Genomic DNA, 18445 nt, shown 5'->3' with positions numbered 1-18445 from the left:
TGCTGGCCCGGATCTCGACGCGGATCACGAACGAGGTGCGCGACGTCAACCGGGTCGTGCTCGACGTCACGTCCAAGCCCCCGGGCACCATCGAGTGGGAGTGAGCCCGGGGCTTCCGCGAACCTTCCGGTCCCGGTTTATCGATATCCCGTAACGGATTCCCATCCGCCGCACCGTCCCCGCCCGGCGCGTGGCCTCACCGGTGTACGCTCCGAGCCTGCTGCCGATTCGTGACACAGGGAGGGGCGGGCGTGGCCCACGGACCGCAGTCGCATGGGCCGCAGCTCCACGGCGAGGTCCGGCGCGATTACGACCTCGAACTCACCCAGTTCGTCGACCGGTGCAAGGAGTTCGCCCGCGGCGAAGGTGTGCCGGCCGCGCTGTCGCACTCGGAGTCCGGCGCGCGGCAGTGGATCTCCGACGAGCTGACCCGGCGGGCCGGCCGGCTGGCCGCGGCGTCGCGGCGGGAGAACGCGGCCTGGCTGGCGCTGGTCGGCCGGCAGGCGATGCGCGGCGCGTGGTGGCTGCTGGTCGCGGTGCTGGTGGTCGACCTGGCCACGCTGCCGCTCTCGGACGGCTGGACGATGCCGCGCACCGCGGCCCCGGTCGCCTTCCTCGCCCTCGCCGCGCTGTTCACGCTGTTCAGCCTGGTGCACAGCGACATTGGCGGGGTGCTGTGCTTCCTGATCGGGGTCGACGGAAGGCTCTCGCTGCCGCGCACCCTCGGGGTGCTGTGGGCGGCGAGCCTGGCGACCGCCTTCGTGTACTTCGGGGTCGAGGACATCGCGGCGGGCGACCCGGCCGAACGGGCGCAGGTCACCGCGTCCATCTCGCACCTGCGCTGGGAGTACCTGGCGCTGCTCGCGACACCGGTCGTGGTGGCGGTGATCAGCAGCGCGGTCATGGCCGCCCGGATGCGCCGCAGGGCCGCGCCGTACCTGCCGGGCCAGCGCTCGCAGCTGCGCGACCTGCTGGTCGAGGAGACCGGCCTCGGCTCGCTGGCCGCCGCGGTGTGGCTCCCGGTGAACCTCGTCGGCGTGCTGTTCCTGGTGATCGGGCTGGCCGAGAACCCGTATCAGCTCCCGCAGCTGCCCACCGCGGTCACCGCGATAGCGCTCGGTGCCGCCGTGCTCTACCTGGCGGTCAAGCTGACCGAGGTGCGCAAGCCGGTCCTGGTCTCCGTCGTCAGGGTTCGTACTCCCGGCGAGCCGGACGGCCCCATCCGCCAGGGCGACGAGATCGAGATCCGCGGCCTCGGCTTCGTCCCCGCCGCGGCGTCGGCCCCCGACCAGCTGGCCCGCATCGTGGTCAAGCTCGGCCCGATCCACATCCACGTCCCGCTCGTCCCGGACCAGGACGGCGCCTTCATCAATCCGACGGACACGTCCGTGACGGTCCCGATCCCGTACGAGGCCGAACCGGGCCCGTGGACGGTACGCGTCGTGACGGCCGCGGGCCTGGAGACGAGCGACTATCCGCTCGACATCCTCGCCGACGAGGTCTGATCCGCCGGAACCTGGTGACGCCTGCGGCTGGCCATAACGCCTACGGCTACCCGCCCTCCGCCGAGGATGTGGGTGCTTGGTGTTTGGGGGTCCCGTTTAGCGCCTTGTCTCGTATCTGGTCAGCACGACGCCGCCGGGGAACGTCCGCGTCTCAACCAGGTCCAGGCTGACCCAGCTGTCCAGCGCGGTGAACATCGGCGTGCCGCCGCCCACCAGGACCGGCACGGTGGCGAGCGCGTACTCGTCGATCAGGCCGGCACGCATGGCAGCGGCGGCGAGCGTTGCGCCACCGATCTTCATGGGGCCGCCGTCCTCGGCCTTGAGCCGGGCGATCTCGGCGACCGCGTCGCCGGTGAAGAGGCGGGCGTTCCAGTCGACCTTGTCGATCGTCGAGGAGAACACCACCTTGGGTGTGTCCCGCCAGTTCCGTGCGAATTCGATCTGCGCCGGGGTGGCGCCGGGCTGCTGGTCGCCGGTCGGCCAGTAGGCGCTCATCGTCTGCCACAGCCTGCGCCCGTAGAGCGAGAGCTCGCTGGCAAGCTCCTGCTCGAGCCACCACTCGAAAAGCTGCTCGCTCGGCGGTCCGCCCCAGCCGATGTCATCGCCAGGTGCGGCGACGTAGCCGTCCAGGGTCACATTCATGCCGTAGATCAGTTTCCGCATGACGCCAGCATTCCGTGAGTCGGCCTGCTTCACCAGTCGTCGTGGCGGCGGGAGCCGGCTCGGGCGCGGCTGTTGCGGCGGACACGAAGGAAGCTGCCGACGACGCCGGACAGGCCTAGACCGAGCAGCAGGAACGAGAGCGTCCAGCCCGCGTTGACGTCGAGGTGCCCGCCCGACGCGAGCAGGTACGCCCCGCCGACCATGAAGAACACGAGTCCGGCGAGGATGGACACCGGGTCGGCCGAGTCGCGCATCGAAATTCCTCGTCCCGCGCGGGTGCCGCGCTCGTTCGGGCGCTCGGGGTCTGTCGCTGCTGTCGCTGCCACCGTCGTCGCTTCCTGGAGAGTCGGGTATTCGGGTAGGGGCGCGAAGGGCGGTTCTGCGAACGTCTCTTCGCCAGGCTGCTCGGTCGGTTCGAGCGGTTCAGTTGGCACGGTCCACCTCCAGGTCTCCGGCGCCCGCCTTGAGGTCGAGCACGATGGTTCCGTGTGAGCCGCCGATCGACGCGGCCTGGAAGCCGTTGGTCAGGTCGAGGCCGGAGTGCTGCGAGCCGTCCGGGAACTGCATGTGGCCCACGCCCACGTGCGCGTTGATCTGGAGCGCGACGTCGTCGGGCACGGTGACGAGGATCTGGCCCGCGCCGACGTAGGCGGTGACGTGCACGGTGCCGCCTTGCGGGTCGACGTTCGACAGGTCGAGCTGGCCCTTGCCCGCGGCCAGGTTGTAGGGCGAGCGGATCACCGCTGCGGACGCCGGGGCCCACGTCGTGTCGCCGGTTTCGCCGCGCAGCGGGACGCCGATCGCGTTGGCCACGATCAACGGCACCGACAGCACCAGACCCAGCGGAATCAGCGCTCTGGCACGCCCGAACAGGCCGCCCACCACCATTCCCGCGCCGACCGCCATGACCGCCAGCGCCAGCCCCGACGTGCCGCCGATGTGGAACACGCCGGTCTGTGCCAGTACCCCGATCACGCCGAGGATCAGGAGCGCGGCGGAGAGCGTCAGGCCACTGAGTCGTCGCTGCCTCGGCTCGTCGGCGTCGGGGGACTCGCCCGTGACGCCGGCCGATCCCCCGGCCTCGGCACCGGGGACGTAGCCGCGGTACTGCCAGCCGAGCGCGGAGCCGTACGCCGCCTCTTCCGCGGCGGACCCCTCGGGCGGGGCGTCGACCGGGGCGCCTTCGTCACCCATCGCACCCGCGGCACTCGGCGCACTCGCGCCGGGTCCGGGAGCCGGATACGTCGGTACTGGACGCTGCCACCACGGTTGCGGCCGCTCTCCCGCGCCTGCTCCCGCCTCCGGACCGGCGTACTGCGCGGTTCCGGGCGGACCGTTGCGGCGCGCGTCGCCGCGCCAGATCAGCACCAGGATGATCGCGGCCGCCAGCACCAACAGCGGGACCGCGTGGTGGAAGCCGGTGGCGAGTGTGGTGAGCGCGACCATGAAGCCGAGGACCACGAGCACCGCGACCGCCACCGCGCCCAGCGTGCTGCGCCCGGTCAGCAGCCGGTGCGCCTCCGACTCACGCTCCCCGTCCGCGGGCACGAACAGCCACGCGGCCGCGTAAGCCAGCAGCCCGAAGCCGCCGAAGAAGGTGAGCACCACGAACAGGATGCGGAACACCACCGGATCGACGTCCAGGTGCCGGCCGAGGCCCCCGCAGACCCCGGCGATCATCCTGGAGCGCCGATCGCGGCGCAGCATCGGCCGCGCCGAGCCCGGCCCCTGCTCCGGTCCCGGCTGCGCACCTCCCGCGTTGTACGCTCCCCATCCGGCCGAGGACGCGCCTCCCCGAGCGCCCCCGGCCGCCGCGCCCGGGCCCCAGCCCCAGGCGGCACCGCTCCCCGCAGTGCTCCCCGCTCCTGGGCTTCCCGCGCCAGGGTTCCCAGCGCCCGAGTTCCCCGCTCCAGCGCCGCCCCCCGCGCCGACGCCACTCGGCTCGGCACCACTCGGCTCGGCACGACTCGACTGCGCGCCACTCGACTCAGCACCGCTCATTCCGGCCCCACCCGCTTCCGCATCGCTCATGTCCCCAAGACTGCCGCGCCGGGCGGCTGCTGCCATCGGGCGCTCCCAGGATCCAACCCGGAAGTTCATCCCCGAGTCCGGCTCCGGGTCATCCCCGATGCACAATCGCCGCGCGCCGTGTGAGCATGGCTGTCGTGATGCCGCTGTGATGACGCCGCCGCTGCCCGAAGGCACCCGCCGCCTCTACCGATCCTCGGAACGGCGGCTGGTCGGTGGTGTCGCGCGCGGGCTCTCGCTGCATCTCGGCGTCGACGTCTGGCTGCTGCGGCTCGCCTTCGTGCTGCTCGTGTTCGTCGGCGGCGCGGGCGTCGTCACGTACGCGGCCTTCTGGCTGTTCGTGCCGCTCGGCAAGGTGCCCCAGGTCGACCGCTCGGCTCCGCGCCCGGGCGCGCGTGCGGCCGTGGCGATCGCGATCGCCGCCGAGGCGGTGCTGGTGATCGGGCTCGGCGGCACGAACAACTCGGGCAAGTGGAACGTCGTCCTGCCGGTCGCCGCCGTGGTGGTCGGGCTCGGGGTGCTGTGGCGGCAGGCCGACGACGCCCAGCGCGCGCGCTGGCTGCGGCCGCACCGGTTCAACCCCTCCTCACTGCTGCGCGGGCTGCTCGGCTCGGCGGTGGTGCTCGGCGGCATCGCGGTCCTGGTCTCCGGCGGGGTGCCCTGGAACAAGGCCGGCCGGGTCCTGCTCGCCGCGGGCGCGCTGGTCGCCGGAGTGCTGCTGATCGCGACGCCGTTCCTGCTGCGGGTCTTGCGCGACCTGTCCGCCGAGCGGTCCGAGCGCATCCGCTCCCAGGAGCGGGCCGAGGTGGCGGCGCTGATGCACGATTCCGTCCTGCACACGCTGACGCTCATTCAGCGCAGCAGCGCCGACCCGGCGGAGGTCGCGCGGCTGGCGCGGGCGCAGGAGCGCGACTTGCGCTCGTGGCTCTACGAGGGCGGTCCGCGGCCGCGCTCGGGCGGGGACGTGCCGCCGGAGACCTTCGTGCAGGCGATCAAGGCCGCGGTCGCGGAGGTCGAGGACCGGCACGGCGTGCAGATCGAGGTGGTCACGGTCGGCGACGCGCCACTCGACGAGCACTTGGGCGCCTGTGTCGCGGCCACTCGAGAGGCCGCCGTCAACGCGGCGAAGTACGCGAAGGGCGCCCCGATTTCGGTCTACGCGGAGCTGGAGGCCGACGGCAACCGCACCCGCGGCGCCGAGGTCTTCGTGCGCGACCGCGGACCGGGATTCGAGCTGGACACCGTCGCCACCGACCGAATGGGCATCCGCGAGTCGATCGTCGGAAGAATGCGCCGATTCGGGGGAGAGGCAAGCATTCGCACCGCGCCCGGCGAGGGCACCGAGGTACGCATAGAGTGGCGTCGTGACTGATCAGGGGCGTGAGAAAGTGTCGGGCGCAGAGGCCGAAGTCGGTGCAGGCGAAGCGATGGCCGCCGGCGAAACGACGGTCACCAGCGAGGCGACGACCACGGCGGCCGCGCCGATCCGGCTGGTGCTCGTCGATGATCACCGCATGTTCCGCACCGGCGTGCGCGCGGAGCTCGACGAGGTAGCCGCCGCTGCGGTGGAAGTCGTCGGCGAGGCGGACGACGCACCGCGCGCCGTTGCGGTCATCCTGGCGACGCGGCCACAGGTCGTGCTGCTCGACGTGCACCTGCCCGGTGGCGGCGGAATCGAAGTCCTCAAACAATGCCTGGCGCGCGCGCCCGAGGTGCGGTTCTTGGCGCTTTCCGTCTCGGACGCCGCCGAGGACGTGATCGGAGTCATTCGGGCGGGGGCGCGCGGCTACGTCACCAAGTCCATCACCGGTACCGAACTCGTCGATGCGGTACGCCGGGTCGCCGACGGTGACGCCGTCTTCTCGCCGCGCTTGGCGGGCTTCGTGCTGGATGCGTTCTCGGGCTCGGCTGCGCCTGTGGACGAGGAACTGGACCGGCTGACGGCGCGTGAGCGCGAGGTGCTGCGTCTTATCGCTCGCGGCTACGCGTACAAGGAAATCGCCCGTGAGCTGGTCATCTCGGTGAAGACCGTGGAGAGCCACGTGTCATCCGTGCTGCGCAAACTCCAGCTCTCCAACCGCCACGAACTGTCCCGCTGGGCTACCGCCCGCAGGCTCGTCTGAGATTAGTGAGTCTTTCTCATATATAATGCTCGGAGCCAAGACGAGGGGGTCAGGTGCCGAGGATTTCAGCATGGCGGTCAAGCGGCGCAAAGCAGGACGGGGCCACGGGGACGAACAGCAGCGCCGGCACCGGTAACGCCGGTGACGCCAGCGCCGGTAACGCCAGTGCCAGTGTCAGCGGAGACGGCTGGCTGCGCCGGCTGCTCGGCTACACCTGGAAGTACAAGAAGCTCGTCATCGTCGCCGTTACCGCATCGTTAGCGCTCACCGGCATCAACCTGGCCGTGCCGCTGATTCAGCGCGCTGTCATCGACGACGTGATCATCAGGCACTCGCAGCCGTTGCTGCCCTGGGCGATCACACTGCTCGTGGTCGCTGTATTGAACCTGGTCGTCTCGCGCACCCGGCGTTACGTCGGCGGCCGCGTCGGCATCGAGGTGCAAAACGACCTGCGCACCGACGTGTTCGACGCGCTCACCCAGCTCGACGGGCAGGGCCAGGACAACCTGGAGACCGGGCAGATCGTCTCGCGCTCCTCCTCCGACATCAACATCGTCGCCCAGCTGCTCGGGATGTCCCCGATGCTGGCCGGCACGATGCTCACCTTCATCAGCTCGCTGGTCGCCATGCTGGTGCTCTCCCCGATGCTCACGCTGATCGGGCTCGCCGTCGGCCCCGGCCTCGCCCTGGTCACCACGCTGGCCCGCAAGCGGCTGTTCCCGGCCACCTGGGACGCGCAGCAGAAGGCCGGGATGCTGGCCGGCGTGGTCGAGTCCGCGGTCACCGGCGTGCGCGTGGTGAAGGGCTTCGGGCAGGAGCGGCAAGAGGTTCATAAGCTTGAGGGCGCCGCCGAGTCGGTATTCGCCGCCCGGCTGCGCTCGATCCGGCTGACCGCGAAGTACAACCCGACCCTCAGCGCGATCCCCACCCTCGGACAGCTCGGGGTGCTGGCCTTCGGCGGCTGGCTGGCGCTGCGCGGGCACATCACCCTCGGCACCTTCCTCGCCTTCTCCGCCTACCTGGCCCAGTTCGGCGGGCCGGTGCGCGCCCTGGCCACGCTGCTGACCTTCGGCCAGCAGGTGCGGGCCAGCGCGGTGCGCGTCTTCGAGGTCATCGATTCCAAGCCGCAGATCACCGATCTGCCGGACGCGCCGCCGCTGCCGGAGGGCGCCGCGAGCGTCAGGTTCGAGAACGTGACCTTCGGCTACCTGCCCTCCCGTCCGGTTCTCAAAGGTCTGACGTTGGAGGTGCAGCCCGGCGAGACGCTGGCGCTGGTCGGCACCGCCGGGTCCGGCAAGTCGACGGTCGCCATGCTGCTGCCGCGCTTCTACGACCCGCAGTCCGGCGCGGTGCGCATCGGCGGGCACGACGTGCGCGAGGTGACCACGGACTCGGTGCGCGCCTCGATCGGCCTGGTGATGGAGGACGCGTTCCTGTTCTCCGACACCGTGCGCGCCAACATCGCCTACGGGCGGCCGGACGCGACCGAGGAGCAGATCCGCGCCGCCGCCCGCGCGGCTGAGGCCGACCGGTTCATCGAGGATCTTCCGCAGGGCTATGACACCGTGGTCGGCGAGCAGGGCCTGACCCTCTCCGGTGGCCAGCGCCAGCGCGTCGCCCTCGCCCGCGCCCTGCTGACCGACCCGCGCATCCTGCTGCTCGACGACGCGACCTCGGCGATCGACGCGGCCACGGAAGCAGAGATCCACGCGACGCTGCGCCGGGTGATGGCCGGGCGCACGACCGTCCTGATCGCGCACCGCCGCTCCACCCTGCAACTCGCGAACCGGATCGCAGTGCTCGACGAAGGACGTCTGGTCGATGTCGGCACGTCGGCCGAACTCGAACAGCGCTGTCCGCTCTACCGGCTGCTGCTGTCGGGACCCGGCGATGATGCCGAGGGCGTGGACGCGGGCGAACTGAGCGCGGTGATGGCCGAGGCGGAACTGGAACGCGGTGTGCTCGCGGAGGCCGAAGCCGTCCTCGACGCCGCAGCCGTGAACGGCGCCACCGAAAAGCTCCCCGTCAACGGCGTGAAGGCGAACGGCGTCCTGGTCGACGGCGTCACGCCGGAGCTCTGGGACCGCTCGAAGGTCGACGGCACCAACCCGTTCGCCGCGTACTACAAGCGACGGGCCGAGGGCGGCGCAGGCGGCGGTCCAGGCCGGATGATGGGCGGGTTGCCCGCCACACCCGACCTGCTGGCGAAGGTCGCCGCGCTGCCGCCCGCGACCGACAAGCCCAACCTCGACTCAGCCCTCGTGCACGCCGAGGAGCCGGAGTTCTCGCTGCGCAGGCTGCTGCGGCCGTTCGTCTGGCTGCTCGCCCTCGGTCTGCTGCTCGAAGCCGCCGACGCGCTCGCCTCGCTCCTCATTCCGGCTCTGATTCGCACCGCCGTGGACCAGGGCATCCTGGGCGCGGCCTACCACGTCATCGTGACCATGTCGATCTTCGGCCTGCTGCTGGTGGTCGGCGACTGGGTCGTCGAGTCGATCCAGACCATGGTCACCGGGCGGACCGGCGAGCGCCTGCTCTACCTGCTGCGCGTCAAGTCCTTCTCGCACCTCCAGCGCCTCGGCCTGGACTACTACGAGAAGGAGATGGGCGGCCGGATCATGACCAGGATGACCACCGACATCGACGCGCTCGCCTCGTTCCTGCAGAACGGCGTGTCAGCCGCGGTGGTCTCGGTGCTCACCTTCTTCGGCATCGCCGCCGCGCTGCTGGTGCTGGACTGGCGGATGGCGCTGGTGGTCTACGCCGTGCTGCCGATCCTGGTCGTCGCGACGCTGATCTTCCGCAAGAAGTCCTCCCGCGCCTACACCGAGGCGCGCGAGCGGATCAGCGCGGTCAACGCGGACCTGCAGGAGAACGTGGCCGGAATGCGGGTCACCCAGGCGTTCCGGCGCGAGGGCGTCAACCGCGACCGGTTCGCCGGAAAGGCCGACGCCTACCGGGTCACCCGCACCCGCGCGCAGAAGTACATCGCGACCTACTTCCCGTTCGTCCAGTTCCTCGCCGACCTCGCCGGCGCCCTCGCGCTGGTCTACGGCGCGCACCGGATCGGGCAGCACACGCTGACCGCCGGCGCGCTGATCGCGTACCTGCTGTACGTGGACATGATCTTCTCGCCGATCCAGCAGCTATCCCAGGTCTTCGACGGCTATCAGCAGGCGAATGTCGGCCTGCGCCGTATCCGAGGTCTGATGCGCACGCCGACCGCGACGCCCGAGGCCGACCGGCCGCTCGCGGTCCCGGCCGGCGGATTGACCGGTCGGATCGAGTTCCGCGACCTGCACTTCTCCTACTCCCCGGACGCTCCCGAAGCGCTGCGCGGCATCGGCGTGGCCATCGAGCCCGGCACGACCGTGGCGCTGGTCGGCGAGACCGGCGCGGGAAAGTCCACGCTCGTCAAGCTGGTCGCGCGGTACTACGACCCGACCGCGGGCTCGGTGCGCGTGGACGGCGTGGACCTGCGCGAGTACGACCTGGCCGGCTATCGCGCGCGGCTCGGCGTGGTCCCGCAGGAGGCGTATCTGTTCCCTGGCACGGTCCGCGACGCCATCGCCTACGGCCGTCCCGAGGCCACTGACGCAGAGGTCGAAGCCGCGGCCCGGGCGGTCGGCGCGCACGACGTGGTCGCGCGCCTGTCCGACGGATACCTGCACCAGGTGGGCGAGCGCGGCCGCAACCTGTCCGCCGGGCAGCGGCAACTGCTCGCGCTGGCGCGCGCCTACCTGGTCGATCCGGACATCCTGCTGCTCGACGAGGCGACCGCGGCGCTCGACCTGGCCACCGAGGCCGCGGTCATCCGGGCCATGGACGAGGTGGCCCGCGCCCGCACCACGCTCGTCGTCGCGCACCGGCTGACCACCGCGGCCCGCGCGGACCGGATCCTGGTGCTGGAGGGCGGCCGCGTCGTCGAGGACGGGACGCACGACGCGCTACTGGCGGCGCAGGGGGCGTACGCGCGGCTCTGGGCGGCTTTCGCGGAGGCTTCGGCAGAGGTCTGACACCGCGGCCGCAGCACGCGGCAGCGCGGCGGTGCGGGCCGCGGCGCAAGAGTGCGCCCGGACCGTCGGGTGGGTGGCCGCGGGAGGTGGTGGGGTTGGATGCGGCGGTTTCGACGGTCCGGGCGCTGTCGGGGCGGCTGCCAGGCCGGTCGGGGGGAGGGGAAGGCCGACCTGGCAGGCCCGCTTCTTCATGAGGCACTGGAGGCGGTGCGTCGCAACCGCGACCGCGGTCAGTGAAGCGCTGCGTGCTCGGACGCTGGTGGAGTTGTACCGACCGTGCCGATCGATTCGGACGGCCGGGTGAGACCGCGAGGGCGACTGCCGCCGCGGGGCCGGATCAGCTGAAGCGGCCGTACCCGGTCACGGGCATGTACGAGTAGTACTTCGACGACGGGTCCAGCGAACCCCAGACCACCCCGACGTTCGAGTTGCGAGCGTCGATGAACATGCCGTTGCCGACGTACATGCCGATATGGCTCGGCGGATACCCGTAGAAGTAGATGACGTCGCCCGGCTGGAGGGCGGACTCGGGGATCGAGGTAGCCGCGGCGGCCTGCTCCTCCGACGTGCGAGGTATCGACATGCCGGCGGAGGCATACGCGGCGTAAATCAGGCCGGAGCAGTCGAATGCGGACTGGCCGGTGGCGCCGTATACGTAGGCGTCGCCGACCTTCGACTTAACGTACGCGACTGCTGCTGCCGCCCGGCCGGAGACAGAGGGCAGAGGGCCGTTGTAGGCGCTGGTCGAGCCGCCTCCGGCGGCGATCGTGGCGCGCACCGGGGCGGAGAGCGTCGCGAGCAGCGCCTGCTCCTTGGTGAGCGAGGCGGCGATCTGGGCCTTGTGCGCCGCGGCCTGGCTGCGTACCTGCTGCTCTTCGGCCAGCGCCTCGGTGGCGGCCTTCTTGTCCTGGGCGAGCTGGGCCTTGTCCTGGACGATGCTCTTGAGCAGCATCGCCTCCTGCTGGGCCTGCTGGTCCTGCATCCCGGCCTGGCTCAGGTACTTCTCCGGGCTCGAGTTGAGCGCGAGCTGAAGGGTCGGGGAGATACCACCGTTGCGGTACTGCGCGGCCGCCTGCAGACCCATCGTGTTCTCGAGGGTGTCGAGCGCCGACTGCTCGCGGGTGATCTGGGCCTGAAGCCCGTCGACCTTCTGCTGAAGCTTGGCGTACTGCTCCTGGGCCGCGTCGTACTGCTGGCCGGCGACTTCGGCCTGCTGGTTGAGCGTCGCGACTTCGGCTTTGACCTGGCTGAGACTCTGCGTCGGTGACGCCTGGCTGGTTCCCGGCATCAGCGCGACGGTGCCTGCGGTCACACCGACCACGGCCGCCGCGGCGGTAGCTCTACCGGTTACCTTCGGGGCGCGATGAGACGCCATAACTCCTTCTTCCGACGGCGCCTACCGGGTTAGCTGACGGGTTCGGGCTGGAAGAAGTCGCCCTACGCCTTGCCCGGCGCGCTCGGCGGTGCCGAACGAGTCTGGCGCGGCGATTCACCCCGGTGGGACTGTGGGTCCCCGGCTCCCTTAGCGACTGCAGGTCTTGATCCGGCCCACTGGGGAGAGGGGCGCGCATCTCGGTCCTGCCGAACGCCTTGGGACTCGGCGCGGAAGCCGGCGGCCGGTGCGGGGGACCGGCAGGCTCGCTGGCTTCTGGCCCGTAACCATAGCGAGATGTCGCCCGAATGGCCGCCGCGGGCCTCGGGATTTTGTTTCGTCTTTGCCCGCAGAACCCTGGCGCGACGCCGGCGCGGCGTTCAGCCCTCCCGGCCGCTGCCTGAGCCTCTGCACCTGAAAGTCCGTTTTGCCCGCTCGGTTTCCGCGCTAAACCCGGGGCCGCTCGGCGCCGTGACGTAGAGCACATCGGCCCGATATTTTCACGACATCGTGTCGGTAAAATTGGGCCTCCTCCGGGGTGCGGGGCGAGGCTTCGGCGGACCCTGACCCGCCCGCTGCGGCGGGTGAGTAACCGTTCTGCTCCACACCGTGTTGTTCGCGCGTTGCCTCAATCAGCCGCGTGTGTCGGTATTCCGGCGCCATAGCGTTCGTGTTCAGGCGTGGCAACGTCTTTTCGGTGCTCGCCGTTCCCGGATCTGACGATCCGCCTGGGGGCCGCCGGTCCTGTCGGCCGCGCGCTCTAAACTCGATTCACGATGAGCAGCTCTTCCGCTTCCTATGAAGCCCCCCTCTTCGACCTGCCAAAGCCGCCGCGCGGTGCCGGTCCCACCGCGGCGCGCTTGCGGGGCGAGGCAGCGCTGCCCGCGCTCTCTTCCGACTGGCTGCCCGAGCCGCCGCCGGAGGAGGAAGAGGGCGCGGCGCCGCCGCCCGAGGACGTGGAGCACGAGCGCGCCGAGGCCGCGCGCACCTTCGCCCCGGCCAGGCTGCGCTCCGGGCTCGATCCGGAGGCTCTGCTCTCCGGGCTCAACCCGGCCCAGCGCGAGGCGGTCGTGCACACCGGCAGTCCGCTGCTCATCGTCGCCGGCGCCGGATCCGGCAAGACCAGGGTGCTGACCCACCGGATCGCCTACCTGCTGGCCGAGCGCGGGGTGCATCCGGGCGAGATCCTCGCGATCACGTTCACCAACAAGGCCGCCGCCGAGATGAAGGAGCGCGTCGCCGCGCTGGTCGGGCCGCGGGCCAAGATCATGTGGGTCTCCACGTTCCACTCGGCCTGCGTGCGGATCCTGCGCCGCGAGCACACCCACCTCGGCCTGCCCTCGTCCTTCACGATCTACGACGCGGACGACTCGCGCCGGCTGATCACCACGGTGGCCCGCGACCTGGAACTGGACGTGAAGCGGCATCCGCCGCGCGGCCTGCTGGCCCAGATCTCCGCGCTCAAGAACGAACTGGTCGACCACGAGAGCGCCCGGGACAAGGCGACCAGCGAGCAGGAGCGGCTGATCGCCGAGGTCTACGCGAACTACCAGCAGCGGCTGATCGCGGCCAAGGCGCTGGACTTCGACGACCTGATCATGACCACGGTCAACCTGTTCCAGGCGTTCCCCGCGGTAGCCGAGTCCTACCGGCGCCGGTTCCGGCACGTGCTGGTCGACGAGTACCAGGACACCAACCACGCGCAGTACGTGCTGGTGCGCGAGCTGGTCGGCGGGGCGGTATCGCAGGCTCCGAAGTACACCGTGGACGGGGATCTTGTCGGCGCCGGGCCGAACGACCACGGCCACGACGCGGACGGCGAGGTGCCGCCGGCCGAACTGTGCGTGGTCGGCGACGCGGACCAGGCCATCTACGCCTTCCGCGGCGCGACCATCCGCAACATCCTCGAGTTCGAGGCCGACTACCCGAACGCGACCACGATCCTGCTTGAGCAGAACTACCGCTCGACGCAGACGATCCTTGCCGCGGCCAATTCGGTCATCGACCGCAACAAGAGCAGGCGCGCCAAGAACCTGTGGACGGACGCCGGCGACGGCGCGCTGATCACCGGTTATGTCGGCGACAACGAGCACGACGAGGCGGCGTTCGTCGCCAACGAAGTGGACCGGCTTACCGACGAGGGGCTTGCGAAACCGGGCGAGGTGGCGGTTTTCTATCGGACCAACGCCCAGTCCCGAGTCTTCGAGGAGCTGTTCATCCGAGTCGGCCTGCCCTACCGGGTGGTCGGCGGCGTCCGCTTCTACGAGCGCAAGGAGGTCAAGGATGCGCTGGCGTACCTGCGCGCTTTGGCGAACCCGGACGACTCGGTGTCGCTGCGCCGCGTCGTCAACGTACCCAAACGCGGCATCGGCGAGCGCGCTGAGGCGATGCTCGACGCGCTGGCTCAGCGCGAACGGATCTCCTTCGGCGCGGCGATCGACCGCGCCGACGAGGCGTACGGCCTGGCGGCGCGGTCACTGAACGCGGTCAAGGGCTTCGCGGCACTGATGGGCGCGCTGCGCGAGCAGCTGGCCGAGGGCGCCGGCCCGGCCGCGATGCTGGAGTCGATCCTGGAGCGCACCGGCTACGTCGCCGAGCTTCAGGAGTCCAGCGACCCGCAGGACGAGAGCCGGGTGGAGAACCTGCAGGAACTGGTCGCGGTCGCGCACGAGTACGAGCAGACCGATCCGGAGGGCGGGATCACCGGCTTCCTGGAGCGCGTCGCGCTGGTCGCCGACGCGGACCAGATCCCGGACCGCGACAGCGGCGGCGTGGTCACGCTGATGACCTTGCACACGGCGAAGGGCCTGGAGTTCCCGGTCGTCTTTCTGACCGGTCTCGAGGAAGGCGTCTTCCCGCACACCCGCTCGCTCGGCAACGCGAAGGAGTTGGAGGAGGAGCGCCGGCTCGCGTACGTCGGCATCACGCGCGCCCGGCAGCGGCTCTACTTCACCCGCGCGGTGATGCGCTCGGCCTGGGGCTCACCCGCGTACAACCCGCAGTCGCGGTTCCTGTCCGAAGTGCCGGACAAGCTGATCGACTGGCAGCGCACCGCTCCGGAACCGCAGTCCACGTCGTTCGGAACGCTCGCGCCCTCGCTGACGGCGGCGGCGCAGCGCTCGCGGGAGCGGGGGTTCAAGTCGGCCGGCCCGGGCAATCGCGAGCCGATCTCGGTCGCTCCGGGGGATCGGGTCGTGCACGACACGTACGGCCTCGGCACGGTCGTCGCGGTCGAGGGACGCTCCGGCGAACACGCGACCGTGGACTTCGGCTCCTCCGGCGTGCGCAAACTGGTGCTCGCGTTTGCTCCATTGCAGAAGCTGTAACCGGACGAGGCGTTGTCATCCAGTTGTCCTGTTCAACGGGACACAGGGTGCTGATTTCTATTTGCCGTTTTCCAGGCCGAGGTAGCGCAGCACCGCCAGGACCCTGCGATGGTCGGCGGCGGAGACCGGCAGGTCCAGCTTGGTGAAGATGTTCGCCACGTGCTTCTCAACGGCGCGCTCGGTCACGAACAGCGCCTCGGCGATCGCGCTGTTCGAGCGGCCCTCGGCCATAAGCGCCATCACCTCGCGCTCGCGCGGGCTGAGCACGTCCGCGACCGAGGTGGCCCGGCTCGCGCCGACGAGTTGCGAGACGACTTCCGGGTCGAGTGCGGTGCCGCCCGCAGCCACGCGTTCCAACGCGTCTACGAAGTCCTTCACGTCCAAGACACGCTCCTTGAGCAGATAGCCGATACCGGCCGAGCCGCCGGCCAGCAGCCTGCCCGCGTACTGTGTCTCCACGTACTGCGAGAACAGCAGCACCGGCAGCTTCGGATCGCGGGCGCGCAGCTCCAACGCCGCGCGCACGCCCTCGTCCGTGTGCGTAGGCGGCATCCTGATGTCGGCGACGACGACGTCGGGCCGGTATTCTGCGACCGCGAGCTTGAGCGCCTCGCCGTCGGCGACCGCCGCGGCTACCCGGTGTCCCTCGTCCTCAAGCAGGCCGATAAGACCGCCGCGCAGGATCGCGGTGTCCTCGGCGATGACTACGAGCATTGCTATCCCGTCCCGTTCCGACCCGTTCGGGTTCTGTCACAGCCTGATCGGCAGCTCGATCGTGATCGTGGTCGGGCCGCCCGGCGGGCTGTCCACGTCCAAGTGCCCGTCTACGGTTCGTACCCGCTCGGCCAATCCGCGCAGCCCGGTGCCCGCGCCGTCCAGGCGCGCGCCGCCCTTGCCGTCGTCGGTGGCGATCAGCCGGGTGCGCTCGCCATCGGTCAGCAGGGTCAGCGCGATCGTGGACGCCCCGCTGTGCTTGCCGGCGTTCGTCAGCAGCTCCGCGGCGCTGAAGTACAGCATCGTCTCCACCGAGGCGGGCGGGCGCTGCGGCAGTTCGACGCGCACCGAGGCCGGGATCGGTGATCGCGCCGCCAGCGTGCGCAGCGCGGGTTCGAGCCCTGAGTCCAGCGCCGGCGGGTGGATGCCGCGCACCAGTTCCCGCAGCTCGCCGATGATCTCCTTGGCGTCCTGCCGCGACGTGCTCACCAGCTCCCAGACGCGGTCGTACTCCTGCGCCTTGAGCCGGGATTCGGCCCGGCCCAGCTGCATGCCGAGCGCGACCAGCCGGGCCTGCACCCCGTCGTGCAGGTCGCGTTCGATCCGGCGCAGCGTGGCCGCGGCCTCGTTGATCGCGTTGGCGCGGGTCTCCTCCAGCTCCCTGATCCGCACCGAGCTGGCCGAGGGCCCGAGCAGCCGCGGCAGCAGCCAGCGGTCGAGCAGCAGGCTGCCGCGGGTGATCCACGGTGCTGCGATCAGCACCAGCGCCCCGAACGCCACCGCGAGCATCGCGCGCGGCCAGGTATCGAAGTAGAAGCTGCCGAGCTGGAGCGCCGAGGTGTGGCGAACGCCGTGCCGATCGGTGACGTGCCCCGGCGTCAGCTTCCAGATCAGCGGATACCCCAGGAACGTGAGCGCGTAGAGCCACGGCAGGACGCCGAAGGCGAACTGCATCATCCCGAGCGGCAGCCGCAGCGCGAGATACGCGACCGAGCGCCAGGCCACCGGGTCGGCGACGTGCCGGGCCAGGAAGCCAAGCAGGCCGGGCCCGCGTGGCGCCCTCGTCGGCTTCGGCACGTCCAGCCGCAGCAGCCCGTTCGCGGTGCGGCGGCACAGCCCGCCCACCGCGCGGTCCAGCGCGAGGAACAGCGGCAGCACCGGCACCAGCACCACGACCGTCCCGATCGACGCGACGGTAAGCAGCAGGGTCGCGGCGACGGCGGCGAAGCCGAGCATGCCGAGCGGCCAGCCGAGCAGCGCGTACAGCACCTCACGCCAGGTGCGCGCCGCGACGATCTCTCGCAGCGCGCGCCTGGCGATCATTGCGGTTCCTTTCCGGAAGTCCACGGTCGTTCCGAATGTCCTGGTCGGTTCTCAGTCTCGCCGATCAGGGCTCACACGTCCCGCTTCTTGATCGACCAGAAGGCGAGCGCGAGCAGGACGACGGTCCACAGCGCGACGATGCCGAAGCCGGTCCACTGGCTGTACGGCGTGTTGACGGACTCCGTCCGGTCCATGATCAGCTGCCCGGCCCGCTGCGGCATCGCGTAGCTCAGGTGCCGGCCCACGCTGCCGGGGACGAGTTCGAGCAGGATCGGCACGACCAGGTTCACGCCCAGGGCGACGCTCACCGCCGCGGCGGTGTGCCGCAGCAGGGTGCCGGTGGCCAGCGCGATCAGTGCGGTCATCGCCATCACGCCGCCGAAGCCGAGGACCGCGCGCAGCGTGCCGGGGGTGGAGAGGGTGACGCTCGCGTGCTTGTGCACGATCGCGCTGCCGACCAGGAAGCAGGCCCAGGCGATCACTTCGGAGAGCACCAGCACCACCCCGGCCAGCACCGCTGCCTTGGCCGCGAGCACCGGGGTGCGGCGCGGCGCGGCCAGCACGGTGGCCTTGATCATGCCGGTGGAGAACTCGGAGCTGATCAGCAGGACGCCGAGCACGGTGAGGGCCAGCTCCCCGAGCTGCGCCCCGGGCTGCAGGATCAGGCCGATGGTGTCGTTGCCGAAGCTGGCCTTGTCCTCCGGGCCGAGCGTCGCGTAGTGCGCGGTGAAGAGCGAGGTGAGCAGGATCGACATGCCGAGCGAGAGGAACAGCATCGCGCCGAGCGACCACCAGGTGGATCGCAGCGTCTTGAACTTGGTCCACTCGCTGCGCAGCAGATCGGTGAAGCCGGGAGCGTGCGTCGGCCGCGTCGAGGTGCTCGGCGCGATGGTCAGAGTACTCATGATTTCCCCTCGTGGGTGGGTTCTCGGCCGCCGGGCCGAGGCAAGGCTGGGCGATCCGCAGGTGCCGGTTCGGGTTCGGGTTCTGCTTGCGGTTCTGGTTCGCGGCGCGCATCGCGCGGTCCCCTGCCGCCGCGCGAGTCGCGCCGGGTGGCGGTGGGTCAGCGGGCGGCGTACTCCACGGCGTTCGCGGTCAGCCGCATGAACGCCTCCTCGAGCAGCGCCGGCTTCGCGACGTCCGGAGTCGCCGCGTAAACCGCCGGATCGGTGTGCCGCCGGATGAACTCGGCCGTGGAGCAGTCCGCCAGCAGCCGGCCGCGGCCGATCACCAGCAGGTGGTCCGCGGTGACCGCCATCTCGTTCATCAGGTGCGAGGAGACCAGCACCGCGCGGCCCTCGGCGGCCAGCCGCTTCATCAGATTCCTGATCCAGAGGATGCCCTCCGGGTCGAGCCCGTTGACCGGCTCGTCGAGCAC

At 70.8% G+C, this 18445-nt stretch carries 13 protein-coding genes, 1 pseudogene and 1 riboswitch; of the genes and pseudogenes, 6 read left to right on the top strand and 8 right to left on the bottom strand.

From position 1 onward, the window contains the following. Both VFB40_RS05335 and VFB40_RS05330 read left to right on the top strand, forming a co-directional pair. Nucleotides 1-104 (top strand): GMP synthase (glutamine-hydrolyzing) (locus VFB40_RS05335; RefSeq protein WP_527249186.1); only part of this gene is annotated, 104 nt, incomplete at its 5' end. Between the two features lie 147 nt (nt 105-251). Then, nucleotides 252-1505, top strand: a complete 1254-nt coding sequence (locus VFB40_RS05330; RefSeq protein WP_324848157.1) for a hypothetical protein — start codon at nt 252-254, stop codon at nt 1503-1505. 96 nt (nt 1506-1601) lie between these two features. Here the strand turns inward: VFB40_RS05330 and VFB40_RS05325 are convergent, their stop codons facing one another. The 3 genes from VFB40_RS05325 to VFB40_RS05315 form a co-directional block, all read right to left on the bottom strand. Continuing rightward, a complete protein-coding gene (locus VFB40_RS05325; RefSeq protein WP_324848156.1) occupies nt 1602-2168 on the bottom strand; it encodes a dihydrofolate reductase family protein in 567 nt (188 codons plus the stop codon). 29 nt (nt 2169-2197) lie between these two features. Further along, nucleotides 2198-2422 (bottom strand): hypothetical protein, encoded by a 225-nt coding sequence (locus VFB40_RS05320; protein WP_324848155.1) that lies wholly within the window; start codon nt 2420-2422, stop codon nt 2198-2200. A 169-nt stretch (nt 2423-2591) separates the two neighbouring features. Further along, on the bottom strand, nt 2592-3875 hold the full coding sequence (locus VFB40_RS05315) for a PspC domain-containing protein (protein WP_324848154.1): 1284 nt from the start codon (nt 3873-3875) through the stop codon (nt 2592-2594). A gap of 472 nt (nt 3876-4347) precedes the next feature. Here VFB40_RS05315 and VFB40_RS05310 point away from each other — a divergent pair, with 472 nt between their 5' ends. From VFB40_RS05310 to VFB40_RS05300, 3 genes are all read left to right on the top strand, one after another. Continuing rightward, complete coding sequence (locus VFB40_RS05310; protein WP_324848153.1) at nt 4348-5568, top strand: ATP-binding protein; 1221 nt, start codon at nt 4348-4350, stop codon at nt 5566-5568. 55 nt (nt 5569-5623) lie between these two features. After that, entirely contained in the window at nt 5624-6319 is a 696-nt protein-coding gene (locus tag VFB40_RS05305; protein ID WP_324848152.1) for a response regulator, read from the top strand. A 62-nt stretch (nt 6320-6381) separates the two neighbouring features. Then, nucleotides 6382-10332: an ABC transporter ATP-binding protein gene (locus VFB40_RS05300; protein WP_414642045.1), complete on the top strand. Its 3951-nt coding sequence runs from the start codon at nt 6382-6384 to the stop codon at nt 10330-10332. Nucleotides 10333-10669: 337 nt separating this feature from the next. Here VFB40_RS05300 and VFB40_RS05295 read toward each other — a convergent pair whose 3' ends face one another. Continuing rightward, nucleotides 10670-11707, bottom strand: a complete 1038-nt coding sequence (locus tag VFB40_RS05295) for a C40 family peptidase (protein ID WP_324848150.1) — start codon at nt 11705-11707, stop codon at nt 10670-10672. A 3-nt stretch (nt 11708-11710) separates the two neighbouring features. Beyond that, nucleotides 11711-11876: riboswitch (cyclic di-AMP (ydaO/yuaA leader) on the bottom strand. Nucleotides 11877-12480: 604 nt separating this feature from the next. Here VFB40_RS05295 and pcrA point away from each other — a divergent pair. Further along, the gene (gene pcrA, locus VFB40_RS05290) at nt 12481-15030 is read left to right on the top strand and encodes a DNA helicase PcrA (RefSeq protein ID WP_324848149.1); all 2550 of its coding nucleotides are present in this window, start codon (nt 12481-12483) and stop codon (nt 15028-15030) included. Between the two features lie 57 nt (nt 15031-15087). Here pcrA and VFB40_RS05285 read toward each other — a convergent pair whose 3' ends face one another. The 4 genes and pseudogenes from VFB40_RS05285 to VFB40_RS05270 all read right to left on the bottom strand — a co-directional run. Further along, on the bottom strand, nt 15088-15744 hold the full coding sequence (locus tag VFB40_RS05285; protein WP_324848148.1) for a LuxR C-terminal-related transcriptional regulator: 657 nt from the start codon (nt 15742-15744) through the stop codon (nt 15088-15090). A gap of 36 nt (nt 15745-15780) precedes the next feature. Then, entirely contained in the window at nt 15781-17067 is a 1287-nt protein-coding gene (locus tag VFB40_RS05280; RefSeq protein ID WP_324848147.1) for a sensor histidine kinase, read from the bottom strand. Between the two features lie 71 nt (nt 17068-17138). Further along, nucleotides 17139-17972 (bottom strand): ABC transporter permease, encoded by an 834-nt coding sequence (locus VFB40_RS05275; RefSeq protein WP_324848146.1) that lies wholly within the window; start codon nt 17970-17972, stop codon nt 17139-17141. Nucleotides 17973-18130: 158 nt separating this feature from the next. Next, a pseudogene (locus VFB40_RS05270) lies at nt 18131-18445 on the bottom strand (ABC transporter ATP-binding protein); the annotation flags it as partial.

The organism is Actinocrinis sp., assembly GCF_035650855.1.
Lineage (GTDB): Bacteria > Actinomycetota > Actinomycetes > Streptomycetales > Catenulisporaceae > Actinocrinis.
Note: the sequence above shows the minus strand (reverse complement) of the source record. Positions and strands in the feature narration are given on the sequence as shown.